At 73.3% G+C, this 25468-nt stretch carries 18 protein-coding genes; 7 read left to right on the forward strand and 11 right to left on the reverse strand.

Translation table 11 applies throughout. The features are described from left to right. Nucleotides 1–1195 precede the first annotated feature (1195 nt). The 3 genes from ACERM0_RS13570 to dapA form a co-directional block, all read right to left on the reverse strand. The gene (locus ACERM0_RS13570; RefSeq protein WP_373679143.1) at nt 1196–3910 is read right to left on the reverse strand and encodes a hypothetical protein; all 2715 of its coding nucleotides are present in this window, start codon (nt 3908–3910) and stop codon (nt 1196–1198) included. Nucleotides 3911–4015: 105 nt separating this feature from the next. Next, nucleotides 4016–5701 carry a ribonuclease J gene (locus tag ACERM0_RS13575; protein WP_373679144.1) on the reverse strand — a complete coding sequence of 562 codons (1686 nt, stop codon included), beginning with the start codon at nt 5699–5701 and terminating at the stop codon, nt 4016–4018. Further along, nucleotides 5698–6609 carry a 4-hydroxy-tetrahydrodipicolinate synthase gene (gene dapA / locus ACERM0_RS13580; RefSeq protein WP_373679145.1) on the reverse strand — a complete coding sequence of 304 codons (912 nt, stop codon included), beginning with the start codon at nt 6607–6609 and terminating at the stop codon, nt 5698–5700. Before dapA ends, ACERM0_RS13575 begins: the two co-directional genes overlap by 4 nt. A gap of 157 nt (nt 6610–6766) precedes the next feature. On the opposite strand from dapA, the gene ACERM0_RS13585 reads away from it, so the two are divergent. Together ACERM0_RS13585 and ACERM0_RS13590 are read left to right on the forward strand one after the other, a co-directional pair. Further along, entirely contained in the window at nt 6767–7066 is a 300-nt protein-coding gene (locus ACERM0_RS13585) for a Dabb family protein (protein WP_373679146.1), read from the forward strand. Continuing rightward, nucleotides 7063–7833, forward strand: a complete 771-nt coding sequence (locus ACERM0_RS13590) for a hypothetical protein (protein ID WP_373679147.1) — start codon at nt 7063–7065, stop codon at nt 7831–7833. Before ACERM0_RS13585 ends, ACERM0_RS13590 begins: the two co-directional genes overlap by 4 nt. A gap of 12 nt (nt 7834–7845) precedes the next feature. On the opposite strand, the gene ACERM0_RS13595 is transcribed toward ACERM0_RS13590, so the two are convergent. Continuing rightward, nucleotides 7846–8223 carry a hypothetical protein gene (locus ACERM0_RS13595; protein WP_373679148.1) on the reverse strand — a complete coding sequence of 126 codons (378 nt, stop codon included), beginning with the start codon at nt 8221–8223 and terminating at the stop codon, nt 7846–7848. A gap of 113 nt (nt 8224–8336) precedes the next feature. On the opposite strand from ACERM0_RS13595, the gene ACERM0_RS13600 reads away from it, so the two are divergent. The 3 genes from ACERM0_RS13600 to ACERM0_RS13610 all read left to right on the forward strand — a co-directional run bounded on the left by ACERM0_RS13600 (nt 8337) and on the right by ACERM0_RS13610 (nt 12828). After that, nucleotides 8337–9200 (forward strand): FAD-dependent thymidylate synthase, encoded by an 864-nt coding sequence (locus ACERM0_RS13600; protein WP_373679149.1) that lies wholly within the window; start codon nt 8337–8339, stop codon nt 9198–9200. Nucleotides 9201–9347: 147 nt separating this feature from the next. After that, the gene (locus ACERM0_RS13605) at nt 9348–11231 is read left to right on the forward strand and encodes an ABC transporter ATP-binding protein (protein ID WP_373679150.1); all 1884 of its coding nucleotides are present in this window, start codon (nt 9348–9350) and stop codon (nt 11229–11231) included. A gap of 118 nt (nt 11232–11349) precedes the next feature. After that, nucleotides 11350–12828, forward strand: coding sequence for an S-layer homology domain-containing protein (locus tag ACERM0_RS13610; RefSeq protein WP_373679151.1), 1479 nt, complete (start codon nt 11350–11352; stop codon nt 12826–12828). A 245-nt stretch (nt 12829–13073) separates the two neighbouring features. Here ACERM0_RS13610 and ACERM0_RS13615 read toward each other — a convergent pair whose 3' ends face one another. Then, entirely contained in the window at nt 13074–14567 is a 1494-nt protein-coding gene (locus ACERM0_RS13615; RefSeq protein WP_373679152.1) for an HNH endonuclease, read from the reverse strand. Nucleotides 14568–14705: 138 nt separating this feature from the next. Further along, on the reverse strand, nt 14706–15155 hold the full coding sequence (locus ACERM0_RS13620; protein WP_373679153.1) for a GNAT family N-acetyltransferase: 450 nt from the start codon (nt 15153–15155) through the stop codon (nt 14706–14708). A gap of 153 nt (nt 15156–15308) precedes the next feature. On the opposite strand from ACERM0_RS13620, the gene ACERM0_RS13625 reads away from it, so the two are divergent. After that, nucleotides 15309–15893 carry a hypothetical protein gene (locus ACERM0_RS13625; protein ID WP_373679154.1) on the forward strand — a complete coding sequence of 195 codons (585 nt, stop codon included), beginning with the start codon at nt 15309–15311 and terminating at the stop codon, nt 15891–15893. 64 nt (nt 15894–15957) lie between these two features. Here ACERM0_RS13625 and ACERM0_RS13630 read toward each other — a convergent pair whose 3' ends face one another. After that, entirely contained in the window at nt 15958–18129 is a 2172-nt protein-coding gene (locus ACERM0_RS13630; RefSeq protein ID WP_373679155.1) for a hypothetical protein, read from the reverse strand. Between the two features lie 227 nt (nt 18130–18356). On the opposite strand from ACERM0_RS13630, the gene ACERM0_RS13635 reads away from it, so the two are divergent. Further along, the gene (locus tag ACERM0_RS13635; protein ID WP_373679156.1) at nt 18357–19283 is read left to right on the forward strand and encodes a ribonuclease Z; all 927 of its coding nucleotides are present in this window, start codon (nt 18357–18359) and stop codon (nt 19281–19283) included. A gap of 10 nt (nt 19284–19293) precedes the next feature. Here ACERM0_RS13635 and ACERM0_RS13640 read toward each other — a convergent pair whose 3' ends face one another. The 4 genes from ACERM0_RS13640 to ACERM0_RS13655 form a co-directional block, all read right to left on the reverse strand. Then, complete coding sequence (locus ACERM0_RS13640; protein ID WP_373679157.1) at nt 19294–20346, reverse strand: phosphotransferase family protein; 1053 nt, start codon at nt 20344–20346, stop codon at nt 19294–19296. A gap of 148 nt (nt 20347–20494) precedes the next feature. Further along, the gene (gene dapB, locus ACERM0_RS13645; protein WP_373679158.1) at nt 20495–21280 is read right to left on the reverse strand and encodes a 4-hydroxy-tetrahydrodipicolinate reductase; all 786 of its coding nucleotides are present in this window, start codon (nt 21278–21280) and stop codon (nt 20495–20497) included. A 126-nt stretch (nt 21281–21406) separates the two neighbouring features. Next, on the reverse strand, nt 21407–22669 hold the full coding sequence (locus tag ACERM0_RS13650) for a M16 family metallopeptidase (RefSeq protein WP_373679159.1): 1263 nt from the start codon (nt 22667–22669) through the stop codon (nt 21407–21409). Between the two features lie 97 nt (nt 22670–22766). Beyond that, nucleotides 22767–25397 (reverse strand): polyribonucleotide nucleotidyltransferase, encoded by a 2631-nt coding sequence (locus tag ACERM0_RS13655; protein ID WP_373679160.1) that lies wholly within the window; start codon nt 25395–25397, stop codon nt 22767–22769. Nucleotides 25398–25468 lie beyond the last annotated feature (71 nt).

Raw genomic sequence — 25468 nt, forward strand, 5'->3', positions numbered from 1 at the left:
ACGGCGGTCGTCACGGCGACCACCACGGCCGCCGGCAGCAGCGAGACCGCGGCAGCAACGGCGGCGTCGGCGAGCACCGCGGCGGGCAACCCGCGCGGCGCGTTGGCGAGGGCCACGACCGCCACGGCGGCACCCCAGCCGCCGGCGGCGCCGGCGGCCAGCCATGGCAGCGCACGTCCCGCCGCCTTCGTGCCCTGCAGCGGCAGGGACCGGCCGCGCACGTTCTCCAGTCGTAGCTCGATGGCCCGCTGGCGCGCGGCGAACAGCGCCGCCATGCCGACGACCACCAGTGCGACCGCCTGTCCGGCCGTGCCGGCGATGCGCACGGGCCCGGCGACGGCGGCGACCGCCCGGTCGGCCTCGCGGACGACGTCGCTCAGCCCGACACTCGTGTCGACGTCGGTGCGTGACACGGCGTCCAACGCCCCGCCGAGGTCGGTGCGGGGGTCACGAGCGGCGCTCGCGACGCGGAGCAGCCGGCGGCGCGCACGGTCGGCGGCTGCCCGGCCTTCCAGCCCGGCTGGCACGGGCACCGCCCAAGTGGCCTGCACCTCGGCGCCCAGGGCCGTCGTGTCGGCCAGCACGTCGGCGACGTCGGCGAACACGAGGTCCAGGGACCGGGCGGCGGGATCGTCACCGACCGCCACGGTGGCCGCCAGCGACCGAAGCCCTGCAGGGGCGGTCTCGGGATCGAGCGTGCGGTACACGCCGGCGATCGTCCGAGCGACGGTGTGATCGCCGCGCTGGAGCTCCACGACGTCGCCCGGTGCCAGACCGAGCTCCTCGGCGAGCAGCTCGGGCACGAGCAGCCCGCCGTCGCGGGCGCCGGCGAGCAGTTCCACCTGGTCGAGCGCGCCGGTCCGGGCGACGAGACGCATGCGACGGTCGTCACGTCCTGCGACCAGCGACATCGGGTCGGAGCGCAGCTGCAGCGCCGGTGCACCGAGGTCGCCGAGCGAGCCGGACAGCAGTCGGTCGATCTCCGCCGCCTGGGCGTCGGTCAGCGACCCGGTCGCGGCCACGCGGAGCCCGACTTCGTCGGGTTGGAGCCGCTGCAGTTCGCTGGCCGTCGCCGCGTCCCCCGCCGCAGCGAGGTACGGCGCCACGACCGAGGCGGCGAGGGCGAGCACGGCTCCGGCCGCGGCCAGCGCGATCCCGACCGGCGACGGACGCCATCGGTGCGACCGGTGCCCCATCACGTGCCCTCCCGCAGCAGGGCCGTGACGTCGGTCCGCGCGGCCCGCCGGCGGGCGAGTCCGACGGTGGCGATCACGGCGCCGACGGCGGCAGCCAGGATCGGGCCCGCCAGCTCCGTCGGCGTGGCGACCACGACCGGCAGCGGCACGGCCGGCAGCGGGTCGTAGTCGCCGGCGACCAGGCGCGCGGCCGACAGCCCGGCACCGGCACCCAGCAACGCGGCCCCGAGGACGAGCACACCCAGTTCGATGGTCTGGGCCGCGGCCTGTGACCGTGGTGGCAGCCCCATGCGGTGCAACAGGGCCGCGGACAGGGCACGGTCGCGGGTCTGTGCCAGGTGGTGGGCGAGCAACGCGGCGAGGCCGAGGGCCGCGATCGCCACCGCGAGCCCGCGCAGGAACCGGAACACGGCCACGACGGGCGCGATCGTCGGGGCGGCACCGAAGTCGGCCGCGAACGTGAACGTTTCGCTCCCGAACGCCGACGCCAGCTCCTCGCGCAGCTGCTCTGGGATCGCCGCGCCGCCGTCGAGCCAGAGTTCGTGCACGACGTTGGGCAACAGTCGGGCGCGGGTCGCGACGTCCTCGGGTTCGAGCGGACCGTCCGCGGCCACCACGATCGCGGGCCGTTCCCCGGTGATCCCGGGGAACACACCCGTCCGCGCCACCACCTCGACGTCCAGGTCGACCCCGGGTACCTGCACCAGGCCGCGGTCGGGGACGCCCGCGCCGACCGCGACGACGGGCACCCGGCCGGACGCGGGGTTCCGCAGGGGCCCGAGCAGGTCGTCGAGTTCGACCGCACCCTCGCTCCGCGGCTGATAGGCGACCGCGCCGAACCGGTCCGGGTCGACCACCAGCACGTCGACGTCGCGGCGCTGGTCGAGCAGGCCGTCGTTGACGCGGCGCACCACCGTCGCGGCAGCGGGCACGGTCGCCATGGACGCCAGGACCTCGGCCCGGGAGGCGTCCGAGCGCGGGAGCTCCATGGTCGCGTCGGCCCCGACGAGCACACCGGCCTTCGCCGCCACGGTCACCTGCGCCGAGGCGGCGAGCGTGGCCCCGGCGACCAGGATCCCGACACCGGCCGAGGTGACGAACAGCAGTGCCGCCGTGGTCACGGGCAGCGAGCGCAGCCGCCGGAAGGCGAGGAAGGCGCCGCCGCGCCAGCGCCAGGCGGTGGCGCGACGGTCGGCGGCGCCGACCCCCGCGCGCAACGCCGAGCGCAGCAGGCGGGCGCCGACGGCCGCCGTGGCCAGTATCAGCAGCAGCGGGAACGCGAAGACCAGGAGGTCCACCTCGGCGCTCCCGTCGCCGCGCGACAGGACGGGTGGACTACCCGGGTCTCGCGCCCACCAGGCGACCGCGGCCAGCGCGACCAGCAACAGCTCGACGACCGGCGGGAAGCGGACCTCGCCCGCCTGCGTCCGTGCCCGTGTCCGCGCCGTCACGCCCACCGTCGCGGCGACGACCAACAGGGCGGCCACCACGGCGGTCGGCGCCTGCACCCGTGCGACCGCCAGCAACGGAGCCGCGACCCCCTCGCCGAGTCGCAGCACCTCGGGCGCCGCGACGGCGAGCGCCCAGCCGGCGGCCACACCGGCCGCGACCGCCGGTGTCGCCACGGTCGTGCTGCGCAGCGCCAGCCACAGCGGCGAGACGCCGCGAACCGCGTACAGGCGCGCCCGCGACAGGCGGTGACGGAACGCCTGCATCGCCGCGACCGCGACCACCGCCAGGGCCAGCACCTGCGCGGCGAGCCCGAGCCCGTCGACCGGGCGGGCCAGCAGCGCCAGCGACGTGTCGGTGCGCGCCACGGCCGACGCCAGCTGTCCCGACACGTGGGGCGCGTCGCCGAACCCGCCACCGGCCGCTGCCGTCAGGGCCTGCCCGAGCGGTGTCGTGCGGTCCACGGCGCGGCGCTCGACCTCGGTGAACCGCGGCACGAGCGCGGCGGCATCGGTCAGTGAGCGCTGCTCCCCGACCGGGACGTCCCACGCCCCCACGAGCAACGGTGGCGTGTCACGTTCGTCCGTGGCCTCGGGCGAGACCGTCACGTCCGGCCTGCCTGCCGGGTCCCCGTGGAATGCCGCGCCGACCAGAACGCCGAGGGTGTCGACGTCCATCAGCAGTGCGGGCGGCGGCACCATCGTCTGGGGGTTCTGGTCGTCGCTGACCAGCGCACTGACCGGACGCCAGAAGGCGGGCATGGCGTAGTAGTCGAAGTCCTCGACGATCGGGCCGAGCGGCACCTCGACGTCGCCGGAGGTGCCGCGCAGCCGCAGGGTGTCGCCGGCCCCCAGCCCCAGCCGCCCGGCGGACCAGGCGGTGACCGCGACCGGTCCGGGTCCGTCCGCGACGATCGCCGGCAGGTGCTCGAGCGCGTCCTCGAACCCGACGAGGTTCACCTCCACCGAGCGGTCGCCGTCGGCCAGCGCCACGTCCCGGGCGAGCAGCCGCTGGTGCGGGGCGCCGGCGCCGAGTGCCGCCAGCTCCTCGCGCAGCAGCCGGTCGGCCTGCGCGACCACGGTCGGCGGGGTGGCCGCGGCCACGTCGACCGTCAGAGCCTTGGGGGCTTCGCCGTAGCTGGCGAGCTCGTCCTGCAGGAGCCGGTCGCCGCTGAGGGTCACGAAGACCGGCGCGGAGCCGCCCGCGACACCCAGCAGCAGGCCCGCCGCGACCAACCACGCGAGACGGCGCAGGCGCCCGAGCACACCCGGCCCCTTCCCGGCGGCCGCCTTCCGCGACCGCGTCGGCGGCGAACCTAGTCGCCGGGGCGGCCGGACGGCCGAAAGGTCAGAGGGTCGCGGCCGGGCCGGTCAGACCTCGTGGACGACGGGCAGGATGAAGGGGCGCCGCCCGGTCTCCGACCGCCAGAACGTCCCGAGTGCCTGCACGACGTGGCGCTGCACGACCTGGGGGTCCTCGAACTTCACGCTGGCCATGCCGGCGAGCTCGAGGTCGACGGCCTTCTTCGCCTGCTCGAGGATGTCCTCTTCGGTGCCGACGAACACGACCCCCTTCTGCGAGACGATCACGTCGCCCACCGGGCCACCTTCGTGGGTGTCGATCGCGACGACGCACACGCAGATGCCGTCCTCGCCGATCCGCCGACGGTCGCGCAGCAGGGCCGGTCCGACGTCGTCGAGCAGCCCGTCGATGTAGACGTGGCTGGTCGGCACCGGCTCGCCGCGCGTGACGACGCCGTCCTCGAGCACGACCGTGTCGCCGTCCTCGCAGATCAGCACGTGCTCGGGCAGCGCGCCGGTGATCTCCGCGACCTCCGCGTGGGCGCGCAGGTGGCGGTACTCGCCGTGCACGGGCACGAAGTACTCCGGCTCGAGCACGTTGTGGAAGAGGATCAGCTCCTCGCGGCTGGCGTGGCCCGACACGTGTACCGGCGCGAGCCCCTTGTGCACGACCCGGCAGCCGCGCCGCGACAGGTTGTTGATCGAGCGGTAGACGGCCTGTTCGTTGCCGGGCACGAGGCTGCTGGCGAGGATCACCAGGTCACCCTCGCCGACCTGGAGATGCTTGTGGTCGCCCGCGCCCATCAGCGACAGGGCGCTGAACGGCTCACCCTGCGAGCCCGTGGAGATCACGATCAGCTCGCTGCGGTCGTACTGGTCGACCTCGTGCAGCTCGACGACCGCGTCGGGGTCGAACTCGAGGTACTCGAGGTCACGGGCGATGCCCATGTTGCGCACCATCGACCGGCCGACGAACACGGGCCGGCGGCCGACCTCGGCGGCGGCGTCCAGGATCTGCTGCACGCGGTGGACGTGTGACGCGAACGACGCGACGACGATCAGCCCGTCCTTCTGGGCGGCGATGTGCTCGCGCACGTTGCGGCCGACGGTGCGCTCGGTCGGCACGTGACCGGGCATGTCCGCGCCGGTCGAGTCGGCCAGCAGCAGGTCCACGCCCTCGTCGCCGAGCCGCGCGAAGTGGGCAAGGTCGGTGGGCCGATTGTCGATGGGCGTCTGGTCGAGCTTGAAGTCGCCCGTGTGCACGATGATCCCGTGCGGCGTGCGGAAGGCGAAGGCCACACCGTCGGGGATGGAGTGGCTGACCTGGATCGCCTCGACGACGAAGGGGCCCTCCTCGACCGTCTCGGCCGGCTCGATGACCTCGAAGCGGGGCTCGGGGATGTCCGGCCACTCCTCGAGGATCGCCTGCGCGAACGCGACCGTGAGCTGGGTGCCGTAGACGGGGATGCCGTCGCGGTCGAGGTCGCGCAGCAGGTACGGCAGTGCACCGATGTGGTCGAGGTGGCCGTGGGTGAGGAAGATCGCCTCGACGTCGTCGGCGCGTTCCCGGACCACGCTCCAGTCGGGCAGGATCAGGTCCACGCCGAGGTGCTCGGCGTCGGGGAACAGCACCCCGACGTCGACGACGGCGAGCCGGCCGTCCACCTCGATGGTGGCCATGTTGCGGCCGATCTCGCCGAGGCCGCCGAGGAAGGTGACGGTCACGGGCGCCGCGTCGGATCCTGCGTCGGTCATCGCTTGGCCTCGATCGCTTCGTAGACGCCGACGACCGCCTTGACCGTCTCCGGGGACGCCTCGGCGAGCGGGCCCCGCACCGGCCCGGCCGGCAGACCGAGGTGGTTGAGGGCGCCCTTCAGCGGGGCGGGAGAGGTCTCGGCGAACAGGGCGCGGTGCAGTGGCAGGCAGCGTAGGTGGAGTTCGAGCGCCCGGGCCGGATCGGACGGGAAGACGCGGACCATCTCCGCGAGCTCCTGGCCGACGAGGTGGGCGCTGACGGAGACCAGCCCGCGACCGCCGACGGCCAGCACCGGCAGGTTCATCTCGTCGGAGCCGCACCACAGGTCGAACCCGCCCGGGGCGCCCAACGTCGCCAGGCGCACGTCGGCGGCCTTGCCGAGGTCGCCGGTCGCGTCCTTGACCCCGACGATGTTGGGCACGCCGCTGAGTTCGGTGAGCGTGGCGACCGACAGGGCGGTCACGGTGCGGCCCGGCACGTCGTAGAGCAGGACCGGCAGGTCGGTCGCGTCCGCGACCGCGCGGAAGTGGGCCACCAGACCGTTCTGCTGGGGCTTGTTGTAGTACGGGGTCACGACGAGCACGGCATCGGCGCCGGCCTCGGCCGCCCGCGCGGTCGCCGCGACGGTCCGGGCCGTGTCGTTGGAGCCCGTGCCGATCATCACGGAGGCGTCGTCGCCGACCGCCTCGCGGACGGCGGCGAGCAACTCCCAGGGGGCCTCGCCGTGCAGGGTCGGTGACTCCCCCGTGGTGCCGTTGACCAGCACCGTGTCGCTGCCCGTGTCCACCAGGTGTCGTGCCAGGCGCCCGGCACCCTGGAGGTCGATGTCCCCGTCGGCGGTGAAGGGCGTGATCATCGCCGTCACGACGGCGCCGATGGGGTCGCTGGCCGCCGGCCCGCTGCTCATGGTCTGCCTCGCGTCGTCGGTTCGCCGTGCCCGTTCGGGGTCACGACCGGCCGACGGCCTATCCTACTGGCCCGCACCGTCCCGCCCGGGCGCCGGGCACCGGTCCGCCGATCGGGTCGCGGCACCGGCCGACCGAACCACTCGCCAGGGAGCCGCCATGATCCTGCACGCCGTCCGGTTCGACTGCTCCGGCGTCGACGAGGCGGACCGCCGGGAGTTCGAGGACGGGCTGGCCGCGCTGGCCGACCTCGACGTGGTGCTGTGGCTGCGCGTCGGCCGGGACCTCACCGATCCCGCCGTCACGGGGCTGCTGACGGCGCACGCGGACGCCGACGCGCTGGAGGCCTACCGCGTGCACCCCGACCACCAGCCGAGCGTGCAGCGCGTGGCCAGCCTCGGCATCCCCGCGACACGCTTCGACATCGAGGTACCCGACGTCCCGGCGCAGGGCTCGTGAGCGACCTGCTCACCTCGCTGACCCCGATCGTCGCCCACGCCGGAGCGGGCTCGACGTGGCAGGCGCTGCTGGTCGCGGTCGCGCTCGGCCTGCTCGTCGTCGTCCTCCTGGCCGTCGTCGGCAAGGTGCGGGTGGACAGCCTCGACGACCTCGTGATGCCGCTGGCCGCGGTGGCGATCGTGTCGTCGCTGGCGCCGCTGGCCGACTACTGGCTGTCGGACTGGATCGGCTGGGCGTTCCCGCTGGGCGTCACGCTGCTGGTCGGCCTCCTGGTCGCCGCACTGACGCCGCTGGACCTCACGCTGCGCTCGCCGCTGACCTGGGGGGTGGCGGCCGTCGCCACGGTCGGCGCGCTGTTGCTTCACCAGCCGCTGACGGTGGCCTGGCACCCTCCGCCGGACTACCTGCCGCTCGCCACCGACGCCCAGGTCGAGCTGGTGGTGCCCCAGGACGGTGACGTCATCGAGGCGGGGACGCTGGAGGTGGCCGTGGCCGTGACCGGCGGCACGATCGGTCCGGGCAACGTGCCCCTGGAGCAGTTGCCGGCCGATCCGGAGGAGGCCGGCGGGCTGACCGTGACGCTGAACGACGAGCGGGTCGTCGTGTCGTACCTCGAGGACTGCACGGTCGAGCAGCCGTGCCAGACGGTCACCTTCCCGATCGAGATCGAGGCCGGCGCGCACGAGCTGTACGTCGAGTTCACCCGTGGCGACGGGATCCCGCTGGCGCCCATGGTCACCGACCGGGCCGTCTTCGAGGCCGAGTGAGCCGGGCGTGACTCAGGCGCGCGGCCCGCGGGCCAGCGCGTACGCGTACGCCCCGACGACGGCGAAGGCGACCGCCTGCGACGCGAAGCTGTCGGTCACCAGCGGCAGGCTGGGCAGCCACGCGGGCGAGGAGGTCGCCACCGAGGGCAGCGCCGCGAGCAGCAGCACCGCGATGGCCACGACCGCGACGAGCCGGTCGCCACGCGCCGCCGACACCCCGAAGGCCGCGATCGCACCGACGCCGACGAAGCAGGCGATCGGCCACCAGACGCTGGTGCCGCCGGGGTCGGCGAACACCGCGTCCTGCAGGACCCGGGCGAGGTCGAGCAGCAGCAGCGGCGCCAGCCCGGCGAAGAGCCCCACCAGCACGGATCGGGCGCGCTCGTTCATGGCGGGGCTTCGGTTCCTGGACGGGGGGCGTGACGGCGGCCGGAGACTACCGGGGCGCTCGGCACCCGCTCTGTAGGATGACCCGCGCCCGAAGCCGACGAGGTGTTGCTCCCGTGGTCACCGCATCCTCCCCCGCCCCGGCCGCGACGGTCAGCGGCCCCCGCGCCGAGGTCGTCTGCGACAGCGTCTCGCCGGACGGCGCACGGGTGACCACCATCGAGGTCACGCTGCACCGCTTCGTGCTCGCGGAGCTCAACACCCACCGGGCGTTCTCCCGCAACTCGGCGAGCTCGCGTGCGATCCCGGTCCAGCGCCAGCTCGACGCGGTGCTGCAGGACCCGGCCGTGCCGTTGGAGTTCGGCGCCAACCAGCGCGGCATGCAGGCCGGGCCGCCGCTGACCGGCGACGCCCACGACCGGGCGCTCGCGGCCTGGCTCGAGGCACGCGACGGTGCGGTCGCGGCGACCCGCGGGCTGCTCGACCTCGGGGTCCACAAGCAGGTCGCCAACCGGCTGCTGGAGCCGTTCATCTGGCACACCGTGATCGTCACCGCCACCGACTGGGACGGCTTCTGGCAGCAGCGCTGCAGCCCGCTGGCCCAACCGGAGATCCGCGCCGCCGCCGACGCCATGCGCACGGCCTACGAGGCCAGCACCCCAGTCGAGGTCGTGGCGGGCGACTGGCACACCCCCTACATCCGCGACGAGGACGGCGAACTGGACGTGGAGACCCGCAAGCGGGTGGCCGCCGCCCGCTGCGCCCGGGTCAGCTACCTCACCCACGACGGGCGGCGCGACCTGTCCGCCGACCAGCAGCTCTACGACCGGCTGGTCACGGCCGAACCGCCTCACTGGTCGCCGCTCGAGCACGTCGCCACACCGCTGGCCGCCGGCGAGCCGCCGCTGGGCAACCTGCGGGGCTGGCGGCAGCTGCGCCACGTCGTCGAACGGCAGCGGCGCACGGCTGCGCACGCCTGACGCGCAGGGCCGGCGCCGCGCGGGAGGCGCAGCCAACCACCACGGGCGACGCGGACCGGGAAGCGCCGGGTCGTCTGCGACGTTCTCGCCTGCGAACATCTCCGTGCGGGCCGACGAACCCGCCGACGAGCACCCCAGGACCCGCCCGTGCGACCAGCCAGTTACGGCCACCTGCGCCTGCGCCCCATCGGCGACGCCGACGCCCTGAAGGGGCGCGGCGTCGACGTCGCGGTGGTCAAGCGGGCCTGGGGCCTGGCCCGGCCGTACCGGGCGCGGCTCGGGGCGTACCTGCTGCTGCTCGTGGCGACCTCGATCACGGCGGTCGTGCCGGCCCAACTCATCCGGCTCGCCATCGACGACGCGATTCCGGCCGGTGACCGTGGCCTGCTGTTCTGGTTGTTCGCGGGGCTCGTCGGCGTCGCCGTCTTCGAGGCGATCCTGTCGCTGGTCGAGCGCTGGCTGTCGTCCAGCGTCGGCGAGGGGTTCATCTACGACCTGCGCCGGATGCTCTATCGGCACGTCCAGTCGATGCCGCTGGCGTTCTTCACACGGACCCAGACCGGCGCCCTGATCACCCGGCTGAACAACGACGTGATCGGGGCCCAACGGGCACTGACCGGCACGATGGGCACGGTCGTCGCGAACCTCATCGGCGTGACCGTGACGTTGGTCGCGATGTTCTCGCTGAGCTGGCAGGTGACGCTGCTGGCGCTGGCCCTGCTGCCGCTGTTCATCTTCCCCGCCCGGATCGTCGGCCGCCGCCTGCAGGGGCTGGCGCGGCGGTCGATGGAGCTGAACGCGGAGATGAACACGACCATGACCGAGCGCTTCCACGTCGCCGGGGCGCTGCTGGTCAAGCTGTTCGGCCGCACCGACCGCGAGACGCAGCGGTTCGGCGATCGGGCCGAGCGGGTGGCCGACATCGGCGTCCGCACGGCCCTGTACGGCCGCGGGCTGTTCGCCGCGCTCGGCCTGGTCGGCGCCACCGCCACCGCACTGGTCTATCTCGTCGGTGGCCTGTTGGTCATCTCGCCGGACTCGGCCCTGCAGATCGGTGTCGTCGTCGCGCTGGGCATGTACGTCACGCAGCTGTACGGCCCGCTCGCGCAGCTGTCGAACGCGCCGGTGGACCTGATGACGGCCCTGGTCAGCTTCGAGCGGGTCTTCGAGGTCATGGACCTGCCGCGCGCGATCGACGAGAAGGACGACGCCGTCGCCCTCACCGCTCCCCGCGGGCACGTGCGCTTCGAGGCGGTGTCGTTCCGCTACCCGGCGGCGCTCGGCTCGAGCCTGGAGTCGTTGGAGGGCCCCCGCTCGGCCCATGGCGACGAGGCGTCCGACTGGATCCTGCGCGACATCGACCTCGACCTGCGCCCCGGCACCGTCACCGCGCTGGTCGGGCCGTCCGGGGCCGGCAAGTCCACGCTCTCCTCGCTCGTTCCGCGGCTCTACGACGTCACGGAGGGCCGCGTCACCGTCGACGGTCACGACGTGCGCGACCTCACCCTCGAATCCCTGGCGGCGGCCATCGGCGTGGTCAGCCAGGACGCGCACCTGTTCCACGAGTCCATCGCCGACAACCTGCGCTACGCACGACCGGATGCGACGCAGGAACAGCTGGAGGCGGCCTGCCGGGCGGCGCGGATCCACCACGTGATCGAGCGGCTGCCCGACGGCTACGACACGGTGGTCGGCGAGCGTGGCTACCGGTTGTCGGGCGGCGAGAAGCAGCGGCTCTCGCTGGCGCGGGTGCTGTTGAAGGATCCGGTGGTGGTCGTGCTCGACGAGGCGACCGCCCACCTCGACACGGAGTCCGAGCGGCTCGTGCAGGCGGCGCTGCGCGACACGCTGGTCGGTCGCACCGCACTGGTCATCGCCCACCGGCTCTCCACGGTGGTCGAGGCGGACGAGATCGTGGTGCTCGACGAGGGACGCATCGTCGAGCGCGGCCGTCACGACCAACTGCTGCGCCGCGAGGGCCTGTACGCCGAGCTCGCACGGACGCAACTGGTCACCTCCGAGGCCTCCTGACGGCGACCCGACTAGCCCACTCGGGCACGTCCGGCTCGTCCGATCGATCCCAGTCGTCCGTTCGCCGTCTTTCGGTCGTACTGCCATGGTGAGCAGGCACGCGACGGGAAAGGGAGGCGTGCCACCACAGCAGAAGCTTGACCGCAACGAGCAGCGAACGAGGGGCGACGAGGGGCGAGGGGGCCGGCGACCACTGGCGCTGGCGTCCGGGCTGGCCCTGGCCGCGACCACCGTGCTGGGCACCGGCCTGGCGAGTGCGCAGGAGGACGAGCAGGACCTTCCGTACGAGCGGGGAATCGCCGCTGCCTGCACGGCCGCCGCGCAGAGCAGCGACCCGCCGGCGTTCCCGGACATTGCCGACACGCCACACCGCGCCGCCATCGAATGCCTGGCGCGCTGGGAGGTCGTGAAGGGCCGCGACGCCGGTGACGGCGAGCGCCGCTACGCCCCCGGCGGCCGGGTCGACCGGGCGGCGATGGCCTCGTACGTCGCACGTGCACTGGCGCCGGGCACCTACGAGTTCCCACCGCGTGAAGACGGGGATCCCGACGCCTTCCCGGACATCGTCGACGTCCACGTCCCCAACATCAACGCGCTGGCGGACGCCGGCATCGTCGAGGGCTACCCGGACGGCAACTACCACCAGACCCGCAGCGTGCCGCGCGGCCAGATGGCGTCCTACGTCGCCCGGGCCATCGAGACGGTGACGGGGACGGAACTGCCCAGCGCCCCAGGGACCTTCCCCGACGAGGTCCCGGTGCACCAGGAGAACATCGACAAGCTGGCGGCGATCGGCGTCGTCCAGGGCCGCGAGGACGGCACCTACGACCCGCAGGGTGTCGTGACACGCGCCGCCATGGCGTCGTACATCGCCCGCTCGCTCGACTACCTCGCGGTGCTCGGTCTGCACCCAGTCCCCTACGAGGTCGAGCTGTCGGCGGAGAGCGACGAGCAGCCCGCCAACCTGCGCCACCGGTTCGACGGCCAGGTGCTCGACCAGTTCGGGCGTGGCTACTTCCAGGCCGACGTGCGCTTCGAGGTGCATCGCGAGACCGCCGACGGCTACCAGGTCGTGAACAGCGGCGAGATCGTCAGCGGGCTGGGCGGCGAGCTCGACTTCAGCTACCTCGGCGAGGCGCAGGCCGGTGACGTCGATCATGTGGCGGCCTGCACGGTCGGCGCGAACGAGGACTTCGAGCCGGACGCCACCGCGTGCGCCGCGGAGAACGACGACGGCGAACTCGAGGGTCACGACGACCGCGGCACCACGATCGTGACGGTCGGCTGGACCGAACCGGTCGAGCCTTCCGTCGCCGAGCCCGACGAGTACATGGTCGAGGCCATCGCCGTCGACACGAGCGCGGGCCTGCTCTACGTGCAGACGATCACGCCCGACCGTGACTTCCTGGAGTTCGGCTACGACGTGAACAACGACTTCCAGGTCGAGGGCCAGGACACCGATGCTTATGTGTTCGGTTGCGCCGTCGAAGCCACGTTGGACGCGGGTGCGCAGCACTCCATGAGCATCCTGCTCGAGGACGACGGCACGGGCAGCTACGCGCTGGCCACGGCCGCCGACGTCGACGCCTGCTGGTGACCTCGGGGGACACCGCAGGATCCGTGCCCCGGCCTCGTGCCGGGGCACGTCCTCGTGGCACCGCCGGATTCCCACGCCGCAGCGTTCCTCGGAGCCTCGGAGCCGAGCCGAAGACCGCCTGCCCGGGTTCTCGGACAGGCGGCAGCGGCTGGAGCGCGGCGCGAGGGGCACACGAATGCGGCGCCGCGGTGAGAGCTGCGCAGGGTCGGACGATCCAGCAGATTGCGGTCGCGGCGGCTGCGGGGTCAGGCGGTGAGTGGATGTCGCCGTAGCGGCGGGTCCGAGGTCGCGCGGCGGCGTCCCCGTTTGACGGTGACGGTCCCGTCGACGGTCATGTCGAGTTGCCAGCGGCCTTCGGTGACCGCGGTGTGATGCCGGCGGCAGAGCGCGACCAGGTTGTGCACCACCGTGTGGCCGCCGTGTTCGCGTGGGATGACGTGGTGCAGGTCGGTCCAGGCGGCCGGCATCCGACAGCCCGGGAACCGGCAGCCCTGATCGCGGGCCAGCACCGCCTGACGCAGCCGGGCCGGGATCGACGCGGTCGGGGCACTGATGCCCAGCACCTCGTGCCCGTCGGTCAGTACGAACTGCAGACGGCAGTCATCCGCCAGCCGCCGCAACGCCAACGGGGTCAGCGCCGGCGGCGCGCCCGGCAGCCGCCACAACAGCCGCGCCCGCCGCGCCTGCTCGGAGTCGCCGACCAGCGCCTGGATGTCGGTGACCACCAGCATCGACGGGCGGGCCCGCACCATGGTGCCGTCGGCCCGGTGGCCGGACAGGAACACCTCGGCCAGCTTGACGAACGCATCCGCCAGCTGCCGGCCCCGCGGCCGATCGAACCCCTCGCCGAGCACGTCCGGGCCGTCGTCGTCGACGGTGTCCGGATCAGGATCGAGCGCGTCACGGGTCACGTCGCGGTCACCGGTGGGCGGTGCGGCGGCGGCTTCGAGCGCCTCCCGGATCAGCGCCCCGTCGGTGGCCGGGAACGCGAAGCTGCCGCGCACCCCGCCTTCGAAGTCGGGTTGGACGTGCAGATAGCGCCGCTCGACCCGCCGGACGCTGCGGGCCTGTTCGAGGTCTTCGCGCAGCCGGCTGGCCGCGACCCGCATGTGGTCGACCAGGTCGTCGGCCTGCAGCCGCTCGAGCTCGTCGAGATCGGCAAACCGCTGGTCCAACTCAGCCCGCAGCGCGACCGTCAACGGGCCGGCTTCGCATACGATCGCGCGGACCTGCCCCCAGCCGAGCGCACCGGCGTGGAATGCGGCCTTGACGTTGGGCATACAGGCGAGCACGTCCCGGACGGTGTGTAGGAACCGCCGGTCCCCGAACGTGGTCTTGGACTGCAACGCCAGCAGCCCTTCCAACGGCAGACCGGCCCGGCGTTCGGACAGCGAGCCGTCTTCGATGCGGTCGACCAGCTCCACCACCGCGGCCTGGCAGGTGTCAGCGGTGGCGAGCAGTTCCAGCAGTCCGGCCAGCTCCCCGTTACCAGTCACGGCCCGGTCGGCCGCCAACACCCGGACCCGCTCCACCGCGGCCGCCGCCTGCCGGATCGCCAGGCGCAGGTCCCCACCATCGGTGTGACCGGCGTCGGGCGCAGGAGCAACTTCGGTCGTGTAGTCCGGGGCGTGTTCGCGGGCGATGCTGTGGTGCCGCCGGACTGCTCGATACCCCGCGCGAGACGTGGTCGCGGGCACCGCATTGCGGGTGTTGGGCGGGGTGGGAGTGGGGCTGAACATGGGTCGGATTCTACCCGCTGAGTTCGCGATTCAGCGGCTGGATCTGCGGTTCCTTGTGGATTCGGCGGTCAGCGATCCACAGCCTGCAGCACCGCACGACCAGGATGGCGCCCGCGCCACACGACGTTGATCGGGCACCTACGACGTCGGTCTGGCGGCCCCGACATCCTTGACGAAGACCTGCTGTCGCTTGTGCGGGCGATAGCCGGCGCGCACGTAGAAACGGTGCGCCTGCTCGCGCGCTTCGCCGGACCGGACGAACAGCGTGGAGCACCCGGCCTCAGCGGCCCACCCTTCGGCCCGTCGCAACAACGCCGCCGCCACGCCGCGACCGTGCCAACCGTCGAGGACGGCGAGGCCACCCAGCTGCGCCCGCCGCTCGAGCAGCAGGGTGTGGTCGACGTAGACGTGCACGAACCCGACGACGTCGTCGACGTCGTGAGCGACGAAGACGGCGTGGTCGGCCGGCAACGAGTGCAGTCGATCGGCAGCCGAGGCCGTCGAGACCTCGTAGCCCATGACGGCAGTGAGGGCGGCGAGCCCCGCGGCGTCCTCACGGACGGCAGGTCGGAGATGGACCTCGTGCATGGACGCGACCCTAGGCGGCATGCTGCCGACCGCGCCGGAGGGGGCGGGTGTCCGGAACGGATGAGGGGCGGCACGTGGACGACCGGCTGGTGCCGTTCTACTCCACAGGTCGTCGCCAAGGCACAGCGACTGACTTCACGAGGAGGCGTCAGCGTGCTCTTTCCGCAACACCAGCACGAGGCGATACGGCGCGGCGACGTCACCGTCGCCTTCCGCCGATGGAAGCGTCCATCGGTCCGCAGCGGCGGGACCCTGCGCACTCCTGCCGGTGTGCTGGCGATCGACGAGGTGGCGCGTATCGAGCCCCCAGAGGTGACCGACGCCGACGCTGCTCTGGCTGGTCACGCCGACGCGGCAGCGGCCCTGGCCGCCACGGACGGACACGACGGCGCGCTGTACCGGGTCAGATTCCACCGACTCGGCGACGACCCGCGCCTCGCACGCCGGACGTCACTGCCCGACCCCGCGGAGTTGGACCGTATCGCTGCCGAACTCGGCCGTATCGACGCTCGCAGCCGCCGTGGTGCCTGGACCCGGCCGGTCCTGGAGCTGATCGAGGCCAATCCCGGTCGCCGAGCCCCCGAACTCGCGGCGTTGCTCGGTCGTGAGACGCAGCCGTTCAAGCGCGATGTCCGACGCCTGAAGGAACTCGGACTGACCGTGAGCCTGCCCGTCGGCTACGAGCTCTCGCCACGGGGCCACGTGGTGCTGGCGCACCTGCGCACGTACGAGAACTGACCCTCGACGCCGCCGAACCAACCGGCGGCAACACGACGCAGCGTGTCGCGGACGGCCACCCGGGTCACTCGCCGCCAGCCCGCACCTGCTCGCCATCGGCCGGCGTCCCTGACGGGTCATTGCCGTCGGCGGTCGGCGTCCCTGACTGGTCATTGCCATCGGCGGTCCGGGCATGCGGCTCCGCGGCAGGAGCCGGCTCCTCCGCGGTCGGATCCGCGGCAGCGCTCGGCGGCTCGGTTGCGGCGCCGGGTGTGTCGTCGGTCGATGCCTCGTCGCTCGGCAGCTCGTCGCCAGCGGCGGGGCTCGCCGGCGCCTCGGGCTGCGGCTCGGCGGCAACTGCCTGCGGCTCGGCGGTCTCGGCTGGCGGCTCGGCGCCGGCCGCACGCTCTCCCGCCGGTCCGCCCGCGTCCGGGGTCGCCGGCGCTTCCGTAGCCGCCGCGGGCTCCGGTGCCTGCTCACCCGTGACGGGGGTCGCCTGCTCGGCTCGGGTCGTCGACGACTCCTCGGCCGCGGGCGCCGCGTCGGACGCCGGCTCGGCACCCGCCGTCGGCGACTCCTGGTCCGAAGGCGCCGCGTCCGACGCCTGCTCGGCGGCAGCGATGGCGTGCGGTGCCTCGGGGTGCTCGAGCTGGTCGGCCGGATTGGCGACGACCAGGACCTCGCCGCCCGGCTCGGCGGCGTCGCCGGCGTCGGCATCGTCGGACCGCCGGCGCTTGGTCTCGCCGGACGCCCACTCGAGGGCCTTCTGGTGCCGATCGTCCGGGGTGATCCCGGCCGCCACCATGCGGGCGTACACCTCGCGGGCCGGCTCGTGCTGGCCCTTGCGGGCGTGGGCCCACATCAGCTCGCGGTAGGTCGGCTCGTCGACCTGCACGCCCGCGTCGCCCAGCGACGCGAGCAGGTCGTCGGCGGTCGCCAGGTCCCCGGCCCGGATCAGGCCGCCCAGCAGCTTCGAGGCGTCGGCGCTGGCCGGCAGGATCTTGTGCGACAGCATGTGCTGCAGCAAGGCGATCGCCTCGTCCGCGCGCTTGGCCGCGACCAGCCCGTTGAGCAGCGAGCCGTAGTGGCGTCCGTGCGTGAGCGTGCCCGAGGCCCGCAGCCGCTCGAGCAGGTCGCGTGCCTCGTCCAGCCGCTTGGCCCGAACCAGCCGCTCGACCAGGTCGCGCGCGGTGCGGCGGTCGGCCGGCACACCGCGGGCGGTCACGAGCTCGAACAGCGCCAGGCCCGTGTCCAGCTCACCGGCCTGCAGGTGGCGGCCGATGACGTCGGCCGCCTTCTGCGGCGGGACGGGGACGCCGAGGATCAGCATCCAGTCGATGACGCCGCTGGCGGCTGCGACCTGGTTCGCCGCGAGGCTGACGTCGATCAGGCCCTCGAGGTTCTCGCCCGACGGGATGCGCCCGTCCTGGGCGAGGCCGAGCGCGACGGCCCAGGCGCCATCGGCGTCGCCGGCGGCGATGCGGGCGCGCAGCACGGCGTTGCGGTGGAAGCTGGACGGTCGCGTGCCGGCCTGCTCCATCGCCGTCAGGGCCTGGTCGGCCGCCTCGGCGTCGCCGGCCTTGGCGTAGGCCAGCAGGAGTTCGGTGTGGACGTCGCCGCGCAGCTCGACCCCGGCCTCGCTCATGCGCTGCAGCAGGTCGAGGGCACGGTCGGTGTGGCCGGCCCGGGCGACCATCGCGACCAGCTCGGTGGCCAGTCGCGGCGAGGGCGCGCGGCCGACCTGCAGCATGAGGTCGACGACGGTGCGCGTGTCCTTGATGGCCCGCCGCTCGAGGCAGTCGCGCAGCAGACGCTCGTAGTCCGCATCCGCGGCCGCCTGCCCCCGCTGCGCCATCTGCCGGACCACGGCTCGTGCGGCCGGGTAGCGGCCGGCGGCGAGGTAGACCTGCAGCACCGCCGACGCGTGGTCGGCGTCGGGTTCGACACCCTCGCGGTGGAGGTCGTCGAGCATCCCGAGGGCCTCGTCGGTGCGGCCCGCGCGCCCGGTCGCGATGGCGACGTCCCAGCGCGTGCCCGCCGGCACCTCCACCCCGGCCGCCTGCATGCCCGCCAGGACCTCGCGGGCGCCGGCCAGGTCCCTGGCGTCGAGATGCGCCTTGAGCAGGAGCTGGAAGTGCTCCTCGGACGGCGCCACCTCGCGCTGCTGCATCGAGGCGAAGACCTGCCGCATCATCCGGAGATCGCCGGAGAAGCGGCGCATCGCGTCGAGGTACTTGTCGCTGGACTCGTACGACATGGCACGACCTCCCTCGTGCCCATCCCGGAACGCGGGATCGCGTGGCGGCGCCACACGACCTGCGTGCACCCGTTCGGGCCGCACACCCACCCACGTGCGCTGTGGCCAGCCGACCATCGGCCGGACCCTGGACGGTAGCGGGTCGTTCGCGTCGCCGTGGAGCAGGCGCGGGCTACGGTGCCCGGCGCGTGCGGACGGACGCGTGGGCCGCCCTCGCGGGAGGGCTGGTGTCGATCCGGGAGCTGGTGGTACTGGGCACGGCGAGCCAGGTGCCGACCCGGACCCGCAACCACAACGGCTACGTGCTGCTGTTCGACGACCTCGGCATCCTGTTCGACCCCGGGGAGGGCACGCAACGCCAGTTCTCGTTGGCCGGGCTGACGATGGCGCGCATCCACCACGTCTGCATCACGCATGCCCACGGCGACCACTGCCTCGGACTGCCGGGCGTGCTGCAGCGCCGCGCCGTGGACGGGCTGACCACGCCGGTCACGGTCCACTTCCCCGCGGGCGCCGCCGAGACGATTGCGCGCCTGCGGCACGCCACCCCGTTCGACGACACGGCCCCGGTGACCTTGCGTGCCGTCGACGACGGTGGCGCGACCCCGATGGACCTGGGCGGGGTGGTGCTGCACGCCGCGCCGCTCGTCCACGGCGAGCCGACCCTGGGCTGGCGGGTCCAGGAGCCCGACGGCTGGCGCCTGCTACCGGACCGGTTGGAGGCCGTCGGCGTGCCGCCGCCGTTGCGGCGCCGCCTCACGACCCACGGCGAGGTGGACGTCGACGGCCGGCAGGTGCGGGTCGAGGAGGTCGGCGTCCGCCGGCCCGGCCAGTCCATGGCGTTCGTGATGGACACGCGCGACTGCGACGGTGCCCGCCGACTGGCGCAGGACGTCGACCTGCTGGTGATCGAGGCGACGTTCCTGGACGACCAACGGGCGCTCGCCGAGGAAGTGGGGCACCTCACCGCGGGACAGGCGGCCCGTCTGGCGCGTGAGTGCGGCGCCCGACGGGTCGTGCTGACACATTTCTCACAGCGCTACCCCGACCTGGCCGGCCATCTCGAGGAGGCGCGGGCGCACGCGCCGGGGCTGGACCTGACGGTCGCGCAGGACCTGATGCGGATCCCGCTGCCACCGCGCCGGGCGGAGTGATCCCGCCCCGTCACCCGAGCAGCGACTCCACGAGCTCCATGCGCCGGGCGGTGTCACGCTCGTAGGCGGCGAGACGGCCGGCGTCCTGGGCGCGCGCGACCCGATGTTCGTGCCAGGCCAGCATCTGGACGTGGGCCAGCGCGAACTGCTCCTCCAACGCGTAGCCGTCGCTGCCCCGCCCGACGCGATCACCGAACGTGTCGCGGAAGACCGCCAGCATCTGTTCGGGGTGGCGGGCCTGCAGGTGGAGCTTGGCGAGGTCGAAGGCGACCGGCAGTTCCCCGGCATGCTCCCAGTCGATGAGGACGACCCGCTCCATGTCGCCGACCAGCACGATGTTCGAGCCGACGATGTCGCCGTGGCCGAGCCCGACCTCCAGGTGCGCGTCGCGGTCGAACAGCGTCTGCACCCGCTGGCGCACGGTGGCGGAGACGGGCAGGTGCCCGACGGCGGCTGCCCACCGCTCGGGCAGGCGGTCGCTGGTGACCTCCGAGAGCCGCTTGCGGGCCAGCCCCGCCGAGCGGTGCAGGTGGTCGAGCGCGGCGGCGACGTGCGCCCCGGCCTGCTGCACCTCGCCGCGGTCGGCCGGGTGGCGCCCGTCGAGGCACTCTTCGCTGAGGAAGCCCATCTTCGCCCGCTTGTCGACGCCCACCTCGAACAGGCGGGGTGCGACCTCGGGTGCGTGCTGCGCGACCACCCTGCGGGCCCGCGCCTCGCGTACGACGCCGCGCATGTGGGCACCCTGGAACCGCTGGACGCGCAGCGTGGTCGCCGGCGCGTCCGCCGACGCGTAGAAGGCACGCAGGCGTAGCTCCGCGGCGACGTCGAACTTGCCGAACTGCACGACGTCGGCGGCACTGCGGGCATGCAGCACCGCGTCCACCGGCGCCGCGTCCTCGGCGTCGAGCAGCAGGGCGGGCAGTCCGTCGAAGCCGGCGTCCTCGGCCCGTGCCGTCGCGCCCCGGATGCGGAAGGCGCGCCGAGGCCGCAGGCGGCGACCGAACGCCCGGCCCTCGAGCCGTGCCAGCAGACGCAGGGACGTCTGCCACCGATCGCGCTTCACGACACTCCCCCGACACCCGGCACCGGACCTGCTGCGACCGCAACGTACGGTGCGCCCCTCGGCGCCACCTGAACCACGGATGAGAACGCGTTCAGGCGACGTTCACCGGTCGGCGACCGAGCCTAACCGCTGGGCGACCGCCACGGGGTCAGAGCAGGTGCTCGAGGCCGACGACCAGGCCGTCGAGGCCGGCGACCTCGCGGCAGGCCAGGAGCACGCCCGGCATGAACGACGTGCGGTCGATCGAGTCGTGCCGGATCGTGAGCGTCTGGCCGGCGCCGCCGAAGATGACCTCCTGGTTGGCCACGATTCCCGGCAGCCGCACGCTGTGGACCCGGACGTCCGCGTGGACCGCGCCCCGGGCGCCGGGATGCCGGTCGTCGCCCAGGGGCGCCTCCGGGACCTCACGGCGGGCCTGGGCGATCAACTCGGCGGTGCGCAGCGCGGTGCCCGACGGCGCGTCGACCTTCCGGTCGTGGTGCAGTTCGATGATCTCCACGTGCGGCAGGTGCTTGGCGGCCTCGGCCGCGAACTGCATCAGCAGGACCGCGCCGATGGCGAAGTTCGGGGCCACCAGGGCGTTGGCACGGCCGGCCGCGGCGGTCTCGCGGGCCGCGGCCAGGTCCTCGTCCGAGATGCCGGTCGCCCCGACGACGGCGTGCACGTCGTGGTCGAGGAGCCAGCGCAGGTTCGCGCCGACCGCGGCGGGGCCGGTGAACTCCACGGCGACGTCGCAGTCCGCATCGACGATGGCGTCGAGGTCGGCCGCGACGGTGAGGTCGGTGTCGATGCCGGCCACGTCGCGCAGCGACGCACCGCCGTGATGGGGGTCCACGGCCGCGACGAGCCGCAGGTCGTCGGTGCCGCTGACGGCCCGGCAGACCTCGGACCCCATTCTCCCGGCCGCGCCGATGACCCCTACCCGCACCGTCACGTCGTCTCCTTCTGCGATCGCTCGTCCCGGCCGGTCCGGTGGCGATCCGCTCCACCACCCGCCGGTCGCACGGCGGAGCCTACGCGCGCCCCCGAGGTCCGGCCGTCGAGGTGGATCCGGCGCAGGTCAGTCCAGTGCCGCAGCGAACCGGTCGTGCTCGTTCGCGGCGAACGGACCGACGACGGCCAGGTCGCGCGGCCGCTGCAGGACCCGGGCCGCGACCCGCTGGACGTCATCGACCGTCACCGCGCCGATGTGCGCCAGCGCGTCGTCGACGGTCACGAAGTCCGCCCCGGTGGCGACCTGCTTGCCCAGGCGCGACATCCGTGAGCCGCTGTCCTCGAGCGAGAGCACCGTGCCGCCCTTGAGCGCGCCCTTGGCGCGGTCCACCTCGTCGGCCGTCACGTCGTGGGCAACGGCGTCGAGTTGCTCGCGCAGCACCTGCAGGGCCTCGTCGACCTTGCCCGGCGCCGTGCCGACGTAGGCGCCGAACAGCCCGCCGTCGGTGTAGGAGGAGGTGTAGCTGTAGGTCGAGTACGCCAGGCCGCGGGTCTCGCGGATCTCCTGGAACAGCCGCGACGACATGCCGCCGCCCAGCAGCGTGTTGAGCACCCGCAGCGCCCAGCGGTCCTGGTCACGGTGGGCGATCCCCGGGACGCCGAGCACGACGTGGGCCTGCTCGGTCGGGCGCGGACGCAACCGCACGTGGTGCTCCCCGAAGCGGTCCGGCGCGGCGCGTTCGGGGCGTCGTCCACCGGGACGGCCGAGGTCGCCCAGCAGGTCCTCGGCGAGTGCCACGACCTGACCGTGATCGACGTTGCCGGCCGCCGCCACCGTCAGGTTCTCCGGCCGGTAGGTGCGCCGGTAGTAGCCGTCGACGGTCTCGCGCGTCATCGCGGTGATCGAGTCGGCGCTGCCCAGCGTCTCCAGGGCGAGCGGGTGGGTGTCCAGCACCGCCTCGGCGAAGTCCGAGTGGACCAGGTCGTCGGGCGTGTCGAAGTGGATGTCGATCTCGCTCAGCACGACCTGACGCTCGGCCTCGACGTCCGCCTCGGTGTTCCTCGCGTCCACGACCATGTCGGCCAGCACGTCGAAGGCCAGTGGCAGGTCCCGGTCGAGGATGCGGGCGTAGAAGCAGGTGAGCTCCTTCGAGGTGAAGGCGTTCATCTCGCCACCGACGGCGTCCAGCGCCTCGGCGATGTCGCGGGCGCTGCGACGCGAGGTGCCCTTGAAGAGCAGGTGCTCGAGGAAGTGCGAGCAGCCGGCCTCGTCACCGGTCTCGTCGCGTGAGCCGACCCCGAGCCACAGGCCGAGCGTCGCCGACCGCACGGCCGGCATGTGCTCGGTGACGACGGTCACCCCGGAAGCCAGGTCGGTCAGCTGGTGCACCACGTCGTTCCTCTCCGCTCGGGCGGCGTGCCTCGTGTCCGGCGTGCGCAGCGGGGCGATCCCGTTTGGGACCGCCCGCCGACGTCCGGATGTCGTCTCAGTCGCGCTCACGGCTGCGGCTGCGGGTCCGCGTGCGGGTCCGCTCGCCGCCGTCGCCGCGCTCGTTGCCGTCGCCGCGCTCACGACGCTCGCCGCGGTCACGGTCGCGGCCACGCTCGCGGTCCCCGTCGCGGTCGCGGTCACGACGCTCGTCGCGGTCCCGGCCACGCTCGCGGTCACCGTCGCGGTCACGGTCGCGACGCTCGTCGCGGTCCCGGCCACGCTCGCGGCGCTCGCCGCGGTCACGGTCGCGGTCACGGCCACCACGATCACCACGGTCACGGTCACGACGCTCACCGTTGTCGCGGTCGCGGTCACGACCGCCGCGGCCACGCTCGCGGCCGCCGCGCGACTCCTCGGCGTCCTCGCGCTCGGCGTCGTCCGACTTGCCGCGGTCGTCGCCGCCGGCACGCTCGTCCTCGGCGCCACCGGCGCGTTCGCCGACGTACTCGAGCTTGAACTTGCGCCCGCCGTCGAGGACGTCCTTGACCTCGACGAGCACCTGCTCGCCGACCTCGACCGCCTCCTCGGCGTGGTTGAGGCGCTTGCCGGCCATCTTCGACAGCTCGGAGATGTGCAGCAGGCCGTCGGTGCCCGGCGTGAGGTTCACGAAGGCGCCGAAGTCGACCGTCTTGACCACGGTGGCGTGGTAGCGCTCGCCGACCTCGGGCAGCTGCGGGTTCGCGATCGCGTTGATGCGGTCGAGGGCGTCCTGCGCCTGCTCGCGCGAGTTGGCGTAGATCTTGACGACGCCGCGGCCCTCTTCCTCGTCGACGTCGATCTGGGCGCCGGTGACCTCCACCAGTTCCTTGATGATCGCGCCGCGCGGGCCGATGACCGCACCGATCTTGTCCTGCGGGATGTTGACGATCTCCACGCGCGGGGCGGTCTCGGCCACCTCGTCGCGCGGCTCGGCGATCGCCTCGTTCATGACCTCGAGGATCTGCAGGCGCGCGTCACGGGCCTGCAGCAGCGCGTCCTGGAGCACCTGCGCCGGGATGCCGGCGAGCTTGGTGTCCAGCTGCAGGGCGGTGATGAAATTCTCCGGCCCGGCGACCTTGAAGTCCATGTCGCCGAAGAAGTCCTCGACGCCCTGGATGTCGGTGAGGGTCGTGTACTTGCCGTTCTCGTAGACCAGGCCCATGGCGATGCCGGCGACCTGGGCGTGGACCGGCACGCCACCGTCCATCAGCGCCATGGAGGCGGCGCAGACCGAACCCATCGAGGTCGAGCCGTTGGAGCTCAGGACGTCCGAGACGACCCGCATCGCGTAGGGCCACTCGCCCTGGTCGGGCAGCACCGGGATGAGCGCCCGCTCGGCCAGCGCACCGTGGCCGATCTCGCGGCGCTTGGGGCTGCCGACGCGGCCGGCCTCACCGGTCGAGTAGGGCGGCATGTTGTAGTGGTGGAGGAAGAGCTTCTCCTCCTCGGGGTCCAGCGTGTCCAGCCGCTGGCCCTCGCGCTGGGTGCCCAGGGCGAGGACGGACAGGACCTGGGTTTCGCCGCGCTGGAACAGCGCCGAGCCGTGGGTCTTGGGCAGCACGCCGACCTGGGCCGACACCTCGCGCAGGTCCGCGACCCCGCGGCCGTCGACCCGGAAGCCGTCGTCGACGATGAGCTGACGCACGACCTTCTTCTCGGTCGACCGGAACGCCTCGGCGGCCTGCTTGCCGCGGGCCTCCTCGTCGAGGTCGGCCGGGCCGTTCTCCGTGACGTGCGCGATGGTCTCCTGGCGGACCACGTCGAGCTGGTCGTTGCGCTCGGACTTGGTCACCTCGGCGTCGCGGTAGATCGCGGTGACGCGCTCGGCGGCGAAGTCGAAGACCTGCTCGAAGACCTCGTCGGTGTAGTCGAGGAAGAGCGGGAACTCGCCGGCGTCACGGGCGCCGACCTGGTCGACGAACGCCTGCTGCGCCTCGCACAGCTGCTTGATGATCGGCTTGACGTCCTCGATGGCCTGACCGACGACCTGCTCGGTCGGGGCCGGCGCGCCCATCTCCACCTTCGTCCAGGCGTCGGGGGTCGCCTCGGCCTCGATCATGAGGATGGCGACCTCGCCGTCGTCCTCGACACGGCCGGAGATGACCATGTTGAAGACCGCCTCCTCCTGGAGCTCCTCGAAGGAGGGGAAGGCGATCCAGGAGCCGTCACGCAGCATCGCGTAACGGACCGCGGCGACCGGCCCGGCGAACGGCAGGCCCGACAGCATCGTCGACAGCGACGAGCCGTTCATCGCGACGACGTCGTAGGGGTCGAACTGGATGGTCTGCACGACCGTGTTGACGACCTGCACCTCGTTGCGCAGCCCCTCGGCGAAGGTGGGGCGCAGTGGGCGGTCGGTCAGGCGGCAGACGAGGATGGCGTTCTCCGACGGCCGGCCCTCGCGCTTGAAGAACGAGCCGGGGATGCGGCCGTTGGCGTACATCCGCTCCTCGACCTCGATGGTGAGGGGGAAGAACGGCAGGAAGTCCTTCGGCTGCTTGGACGCCGTGGTCGTGGTGAGGACCTTGGTGTCGCCGATGGAGGTGACGACGGCGCCGCCGGCCTGCTGGGCCAGCGTGCCCGCCTCGAAGGTGATGGTCTTGCCGTCGATCTCGACGGCGTGTTCGTACGTTCCGAGCGTGCCCACGTGGGCCTCCTCGTGTGGTTCGTCACGCGAGGACGCCGAGACGGTCGGCCGGGGTGTCGGTGCATCAGTGA

Source organism: Egicoccus sp. AB-alg2 (assembly GCF_041821065.1).
Classification (GTDB): Bacteria; Actinomycetota; Nitriliruptoria; order Nitriliruptorales; family Nitriliruptoraceae; genus Egicoccus.

Excerpts from the sequence above, each read along its gene's own strand:
- ACERM0_RS13575 (WP_373679144.1), bottom strand. The coding sequence starts at position 5,701 with ATGACCGACGCAGGATCCGACGCGGCGCCCGTGACCGTCACCTTCCTC.
- dapA (WP_373679145.1), bottom strand. The coding sequence starts at position 6,609 with ATGAGCAGCGGGCCGGCGGCCAGCGACCCCATCGGCGCCGTCGTGACG.
- ACERM0_RS13585 (WP_373679146.1), top strand. The coding sequence starts at position 6,767 with ATGATCCTGCACGCCGTCCGGTTCGACTGCTCCGGCGTCGACGAGGCG.
- ACERM0_RS13595 (WP_373679148.1), bottom strand. The coding sequence starts at position 8,223 with ATGAACGAGCGCGCCCGATCCGTGCTGGTGGGGCTCTTCGCCGGGCTG.
- ACERM0_RS13615 (WP_373679152.1), bottom strand. The coding sequence starts at position 14,567 with ATGTTCAGCCCCACTCCCACCCCGCCCAACACCCGCAATGCGGTGCCC.
- ACERM0_RS13620 (WP_373679153.1), bottom strand. The coding sequence starts at position 15,155 with ATGCACGAGGTCCATCTCCGACCTGCCGTCCGTGAGGACGCCGCGGGG.
- ACERM0_RS13630 (WP_373679155.1), bottom strand. The coding sequence starts at position 18,129 with ATGTCGTACGAGTCCAGCGACAAGTACCTCGACGCGATGCGCCGCTTC.